This is a genomic window from Pseudolysinimonas sp. (assembly GCF_057350545.1).
On record NZ_JBMRCP010000015.1, the window covers coordinates 1 to 6,442 of the forward strand.

7 protein-coding genes and 1 pseudogene are annotated in these 6,442 nt (G+C 71.3%); 4 read left to right on the forward strand and 4 right to left on the reverse strand.

Features of this window, described 5'->3' with window-relative positions; genetic code table 11:
* Both ACO1X9_RS01875 and ACO1X9_RS01880 read left to right on the forward strand, forming a co-directional pair.
* Window positions 1-217: pseudogene (locus ACO1X9_RS01875) on the forward strand (endonuclease/exonuclease/phosphatase family protein); the annotation flags it as partial.
* 10 nt (window positions 218-227) lie between these two features.
* Entirely contained in the window at window positions 228-1,718 is a 1,491-nt protein-coding gene (locus ACO1X9_RS01880; RefSeq protein ID WP_486349135.1) for an aminopeptidase P family protein, read from the forward strand.
* Window positions 1,719-1,771: 53 nt separating this feature from the next.
* Here the strand turns inward: ACO1X9_RS01880 and ACO1X9_RS01885 are convergent, their stop codons facing one another.
* A complete protein-coding gene (locus tag ACO1X9_RS01885) occupies window positions 1,772-2,680 on the reverse strand; it encodes a TetR/AcrR family transcriptional regulator (RefSeq protein WP_486349136.1) in 909 nt (302 codons plus the stop codon).
* A gap of 99 nt (window positions 2,681-2,779) precedes the next feature.
* Here ACO1X9_RS01885 and ACO1X9_RS01890 point away from each other — a divergent pair, with 99 nt between their 5' ends.
* Complete coding sequence (locus ACO1X9_RS01890; protein WP_486349137.1) at window positions 2,780-3,526, forward strand: ABC transporter ATP-binding protein; 747 nt, start codon at window positions 2,780-2,782, stop codon at window positions 3,524-3,526.
* Window positions 3,526-4,332: an ABC transporter permease gene (locus ACO1X9_RS01895; RefSeq protein WP_486349138.1), complete on the forward strand. Its 807-nt coding sequence runs from the start codon at window positions 3,526-3,528 to the stop codon at window positions 4,330-4,332. The genes ACO1X9_RS01890 and ACO1X9_RS01895 overlap by 1 nt, the downstream gene beginning before the upstream one ends.
* Before the next feature lie 21 nt (window positions 4,333-4,353).
* Here ACO1X9_RS01895 and ACO1X9_RS01900 read toward each other — a convergent pair whose 3' ends face one another.
* The 3 genes from ACO1X9_RS01900 to ACO1X9_RS01910 form a co-directional block, all read right to left on the reverse strand.
* The gene (locus tag ACO1X9_RS01900) at window positions 4,354-4,851 is read right to left on the reverse strand and encodes a YflT domain-containing protein (protein ID WP_486349139.1); all 498 of its coding nucleotides are present in this window, start codon (window positions 4,849-4,851) and stop codon (window positions 4,354-4,356) included.
* Complete coding sequence (locus ACO1X9_RS01905) at window positions 4,848-5,279, reverse strand: hypothetical protein (protein WP_486349140.1); 432 nt, start codon at window positions 5,277-5,279, stop codon at window positions 4,848-4,850. Before ACO1X9_RS01905 ends, ACO1X9_RS01900 begins: the two co-directional genes overlap by 4 nt.
* Window positions 5,276-6,442 (reverse strand): MFS transporter (locus ACO1X9_RS01910; RefSeq protein ID WP_486349141.1); only part of this gene is annotated, 1,167 nt, incomplete at its 5' end. The genes ACO1X9_RS01910 and ACO1X9_RS01905, both read right to left, overlap by 4 nt.

Below are 6,442 nucleotides of genomic sequence, written 5' to 3' on the forward strand. Positions count from 1 at the left end.
CGGCGGGCTCGGCGGCTGCCGCGACGGCGCCCGTCTGACCGGCAACGCGGCGGTCGGCACCTGGCCCGTGCTGCTGCCGACCCTGCTCGGGGCGCCGATCGATCACGTCATGGCGACCGCGAACTGGGAGTTCGTCGGCTTCCGTGTCATCGCGTCGCTCGATGCGGCGGGCAGCGACCACCGCCCGGTCGTCGCGCAGTTGCGCCCCGCGGGATGAGAATGGAGGCATGGCCGATCAGCCCGCTCCGACTCCCAGCCCCTCCCTCAGCAGCTCCGGCCGCTCGACCCTCCCGAGCGACGACGCGTTCCGCTCGTACATCTCCGGCAGCTGGGCCGAGCACCCCGACCTGACCCCGTCGCCGCGGGCCGCGGCCACGTACGCCGCCGAGCGACGCCGCCGCATCTCGTCGCAGTACCCCGGGATGCGGCTGCTCGTGCCCGCCGGGCCGGCGCGCGTGCGATCGAACGACACCGACCACCCGTACCGCGCGCACTCGGCGTTCGCCTACCTCACGGGGTGGGGGTCGGATGCCGTGGCCGACTCGGTGCTCGTGCTCGAGCCCGTCGACGACGGCCACGTGGCGACGCTGTACTTCCGCGGCGCCGCCGGCCGCGACACGACCGAGTTCTACGCCGACGCCTCCGTCGGCGAGTTCTGGACCGGGCCGCGCCCCCCGCTCGCCCACGTCGCCGCCGACCTCGGCGTCGCGACCGCCCCGCTCGAGCAGCTCGAGGCGGTGCTCGAGCGCACCGACGCGTCGACGCTCCTCGTGCGCGACGCCGACCCCGGGCTGACCGACCAGGTCGACGGGCGCCGCCTGCTCGCCGCGGTCGACGCCGAGACGGTCGAAGCGGACGGCGACGCCGGACTCGCGCGGGACCTCTCCGAGCTCCGCTTCGTGAAGGATCCGTTCGAGCTCGAAGAGTTGCGCGGCGCCGTCGCGGCGACGAAGCGCGGCTTCGACGAAGTCATCGCCGACCTGCCCGCCGCGATCGCCGCGGTGCGGGGCGAGCGCGTGGTCGAGGGCACCTTCGACCGCCGCGCGCGGATCGACGGCAACACCGTCGGCTACGACACGATCGCCGCGAGCGGCCCGCACGCCTGCTACCTGCACTGGACGCGCAACGACGGGCCGGTGCTGCCGGGCGATCTGCTGCTCATGGACGCCGGCGTCGAGCTCGACAGCCTCTACACCGCCGACATCACCCGCACCCTTCCCGTGAGCGGCAGGTTCACCGACATCCAGCGTCGGGTCTACGACGCGGTGCTCGAGGCGGCGGATGCCGCGCGCGCGATCGTGAGGCCGGGCATCCGGTTCCGCGAGATCCATGCCGAGGCGATGCGCGTCGTCGCCGCGAAGACCGCGGAGTGGGGGCTGCTGCCCGGCACCGCCGAGGAGTCGCTCGCCGACGGCCAGTGGCACCGCCGGTACATGATCCACGGCACGTCGCACCACCTCGGACTCGACGTGCACGACTGCGCGAAGGCCCGTCGGGAGCTCTACATGGACGGGGTGCTCGAGGCGGGCATGGTCTTCACGATCGAGCCCGGCCTCTACTTCCAGTCGGACGACCTCACGGTGCCCGAGGAGTACCGGGGCATCGGCGTGCGCATCGAGGACAACGTCGTCGTCACCGACGACGGCTGCGAGCTCCTGTCCGCCGACATCCCCCGCACCGCCGACGCCGTCGAGGCCTGGATGGCGTCGCTCCGGTAGGGGTTTTGTCGGGTTAGTTGCACATTGCTCCGTCCTCCGGCAGCAATCTGCAACTACCGGCGCAGCTTCTCCGCCGCGGCGGTGCGCGCCTGCCGCTCGCGCTTGCGGGCTTCGCGCAGCGCCTTCTCGGCTTCCCGCACAGCCCTGCCCGCTTCTCGCACCTTCGCGTCGTGCTCGACTTCGGGCGGGTCGGTCGGCACCTCGGCCCGCGGCATCCCGGCGTCGGCCGGTCGGCCGTCGAGATAGTGCTGGATGCCGTCGAGCACTCGCTCGAGGCCGAACGCGAACGGGTCGCCGCCTTCGGGCCCGAACGCTCCGGCGGCGATCGCCACGGCCACGTCCGGGAAGGCCTCGGGGGTGACGAGCTCGGCCATCATCGCCGCCACGGCCTCGTCGAGCCCGTCGGGAGTCGTGCCCGCGGAGGCGGCGGCTTCGGTGTACGAACGCTCGATGAGGGCCTGCCAGCGGGTCTGTGAGAGCACGAGCAGGGTGACCGAGAGCCGCTCGGCGGCATCGAGCGGGGTGTCCGCGAGCGCGGCCAAGCCGGCGTCGAGCCACGCGAGCTGATTGGGGGTCGTCGGCATCCCTCCGCCGACGGCGATGTCGAGCAGCCAGGGATGCCGCCGGTAGACGTCGACCTGCGCCCTCGACCACACCCTCATCCGCTCGCGCCAGCCGTCGGCCTCGCGTACGGTCTCCGGCGGCACGCCGAACCCGGCCTCGCCCATGAGCAGCACGAGGTCGTCTTTCGCGCTGACGTAGCGATAGAGCGACATCGTCGTGAAGCCGAGGGACGCCGCCACAGCGGACATCGAGACGGCACCGAGGCCGCCGGCATCTGCGATCTCGACGGCCGCGTCGACGATGCGCTCGATGCTCAGCTCGCGCTTGGGTCCGCGCTGCGGATTGGCCGCGACGCCCCAGGCGAGGGCGACGCCGCGGGGCAGGTCGGGGTCGCTCACGGGTTCATCGTACGGCGGGGTTGACAACTGTGTATCCCTTACGCATTAATGTGTTTGGCATACACAGTATGCGTCATACACAGTCACGGAAGGAAGCCCATGATCCGGATCTCCGGTCTCACCAAGGCGTTCGGCACGCATCCGGTGCTCGCCGGCGTCGACCTCGACGTCCGACCCGGCGAGATCGTCGCCCTGCTCGGACCGAACGGTGCCGGCAAGACGACGCTCGTCAACATCCTCACGACTCTCGTCGTGCCCGACGGCGGTACGGCGACCGTCGACGGCTTCGACGTCGTGACGCACGCCGCCGAGGTGCGGCGGCGCATCAGCGTCACCGGCCAGTCGGCCGCCGTCGACGGTCTGCTCACCGGGGAGGAGAACCTGCGGATGATGGCGCGGCTGTCCGGACTCTCCCGCGCCGACACCCGTGTTCGCACGGCCGAGCTGCTCGAGCGCTTCGACCTCGCCGACGCCGCCCGCAAGCTCGTCTCGACCTACAGCGGCGGAATGCGGCGCCGACTCGACCTCGCGCTGAGCCTGGTCGTCACGCCTCCGGTCGTGTTCCTCGACGAGCCCACGACCGGACTCGACACCCGCAGCCGACGCGAGCTGTGGGATGCCATCCGCACCCTCGCCGCGGACGGCGCCACCGTGCTGCTCACCACCCAGTACCTCGAAGAGGCCGACCAGCTCGCCGACCGGATCGCGCTCCTCGACGGGGGACGCATCGTCGCCCTCGGCACGGCGGCCGAGCTCAAGTCGCGCGTCGGCGAGGAGCTGAGCCTGCCCGCCCCCACCCTCGACGACGTGTTCCTCGCCCTCACCACGACCCGGAAGGCCGCCTGATGTCCACCGCCACCCTGCCCGCTGTCGCACCGAGCCTCCGTCGGACGCTGCCGCCGTTCACCGAGGAGGCCGTGTTCGTCGGCCGCGCCCTCACGCACTCGCTCCGCAACGTCGAGTCGCTCATCATGGGCATCTCGCTGCCCGTGATGCTCATGCTGATGTTCGTCTTCGTCTTCGGCGGGGCGATCGCGCCCGGCGGCGACTACGTGAACTACGTCGTGCCCGGCATCATCCTGCTCTGCGCGGGGTTCGGCGCCGCCGGCACCGCGGTGAGCGTCAACCAGGACATGACGACCGGCATCATCGACAGGTTCCGCACGATGCCGATCCGAGGATGGGCCGTGCTCACCGGCCACGTCGTCGCGAGCCTCGTGCGCAACCTCATCGCGACCGGCATCGTCGTCGGGGTCGGGCTGCTCGTCGGCTTCCGGCCGACCGGCGGACCGCTCGAGTGGCTCGCCGCGCTCGGGCTCGTCGCGCTCTACATCCTCGCGATCACCGGGCTCTTCGCCGCGATCGGCCTCGCTGCCGGAAGCCCGGATGCCGCGAGCGGCTACGGCTTCATCCTGCTGTTCCTGCCCTACCTGTCGAGCGCGTTCGTGCCGATCGCGACGATGCCCGAGTGGCTGCAGGGCTTCGCGCAGCACCAGCCCATCACGCCGCTCATCGAGTCGATCCGCGGACTGCTCATGGGCGGCGAGGTCGCCGCGTACGCGCCCGTCGCCCTCGCCTGGAGCCTCGGCATCATCGTCGTCGCGGCGATCTGGGGCGCGTGGCTGTTCCGGCGCAAGGCCGGGCGGCGGTAGCCGCGGGCTGCTCCGAGGGGCTTACTCGGAGGGCGCGGGGCGTGCGAGCACGTCCTGCGCCTTCGCGAGCTCGCCGTTGCCGACGATCACCTGGTAGTTGCTCGCGAGCACCTGCGTGCGCGAGTCGAAGTCGCGGGAGCGCCGCGAGATGCCGTAGCCGACGAGGCGGAAGAACATGCCGAACACGGCACCGATGAGCAGCGCGGCGACGAAGATCGTCCAGTTGATCGTCGGCTCGAAGAGCGTCAGCACGAGTCCGATGAACGTGCCGAACCAGGCACCGCTCAGAGCTCCCTCGAGCGCGGCACGGTTCCACGAGAGCTTGCGGGTCACGCGCTCGATCGTCTTGAGGTCGTTGCCGACGATCGACACGTCGGCGACCGGGAAATCGCCCTTCGCGAGCTTGTCGACGACGGCCTGCGCCTCGGGGTAGGTGTCGTACGTGCCGAGGATGTCGCCGCGCGGCGCGCGCAACTCGGCGCCGCCGCGTCCGCGGCCGAAGAGTCCTGGGTTGCTCACGCGGTCAGTATGGCAGTTCTGTCTTTGTGGATGCCGACTACCGAGATCGCACTCGTGGCGATGAGCCACACCGCGGCGAGGACGACGACCGCCGGGTGGAGCGTCGGCTGATGCATCGCCCAGAGCGCGACGATGACGAAGGCCGCCGCGAGGATCCGGATGCCGACCGACGTCAGGGCGACCCGGACGGACGACCCGACGCCTCGGCGTTCGACCTCCCAGGACGCGAGCGACGCGGCCAACCCGCCACCCAGACCGATAGGGATGCAGTAGATCAGGGCGGCGAGCATCATGCGCGGCTCTCGGTACCACCAGTCATCCTCGGTCCACTCCGCGATCGTGACGACCGCGAAGACCGAGCCGGCGAGGCCGCCGAGCAGGATCCCGGCCACGAGACGTCCGGCCGTGCTGCCGACCAGCCAGGTCATCTCTCGTCGACCTTCTCGGGCTCGCGCACATCCCGGATACCGAAGAACGACACGACACCGCCCGCGATGAGCAGCGCCGCGGTGACCACGGTCGCCCGCTGGAAGCCGACGAGGTCGAGCTGCCCGCCCACGATGATCCCGATCATCGCCGTGAGCACGAGCCCGGCGACGCGGGCGACGGCGTTGTTGACGGCCGACGCGGTGCCCGCGCGCGTGTGCTCGATCGCGCCGAGGATCGCCGACGTGAGCGGCGACACGGTGAGAGTGAGCCCGATGCCGAAGACCACGACGGCGGGCAGCGCCTGCCACCAGTAGTTGAACTCCGGCTCGGGCCGCACGAGGAGGTAGAGAAGGGTGCCGAGGCCCGCGATGATCGGGCCGATCGTCATGAACAGCCGCGCCCCGAATCGGGCGGACAGGGCGCCGACGCGCGACGAGAACAGGATCATCAGCACCGTCGACGGCAGCATCGCGAGTCCTGCGAAGGTCGCGGTGAGTCCCGCGCCCTCCTGCAGGTAGACGCCGACGGCGAGCGAGGTGAGCCCGAGGGCGCCGTAGATGAACGCCGTGGCGAGGTTGCCGGCCCAGAAGTTGCGCGCCCGGAACATCCCGAGCGGCAGGATCGGATTCGGCGCGAACCGCTGCCGCACGAGGAACCCGGCGAACGCGAGGACGCCGAGCCCCATCGAGAGGTAGATAGCGGGATGCGACCAGCCGAGGTTGGGCTGCTCGATGAGGGCGAACACCGGGCCTCCCAGGCCGAGCGTGCAGAGCACCGCGCCGAGGTAGTCGATGCGCACGCCGGGACGCTGCTCGTCCTTCTGCCCGAGCAGCGCGAGCAGCACGAAGGTCACGCCGATCGGCACGACGTTGACGAGGAACGCGAGCCGCCACGACAGCAGGTCGACGAAGACCCCTCCGACGAGCGGGCCGATGATGAAGGCGGCCGACGTGAGGCCCGTCCAGGTGCCGATCGCGCGGCCTCGGGCCTTGCCGTCGAACGTGCTCGTGATGAGGGCGAGGGAGGACGGCACGAGCAGCGCGCCGGCGACACCCTGCCCGCCGCGCGCGACGATGAGGAACAGCGGATCGGGCGCCGCCGCGATCGCCACCGACGCCACCCCGAACAGCACGAGTCCGATGCGGAGGATGCGGATGCGCCC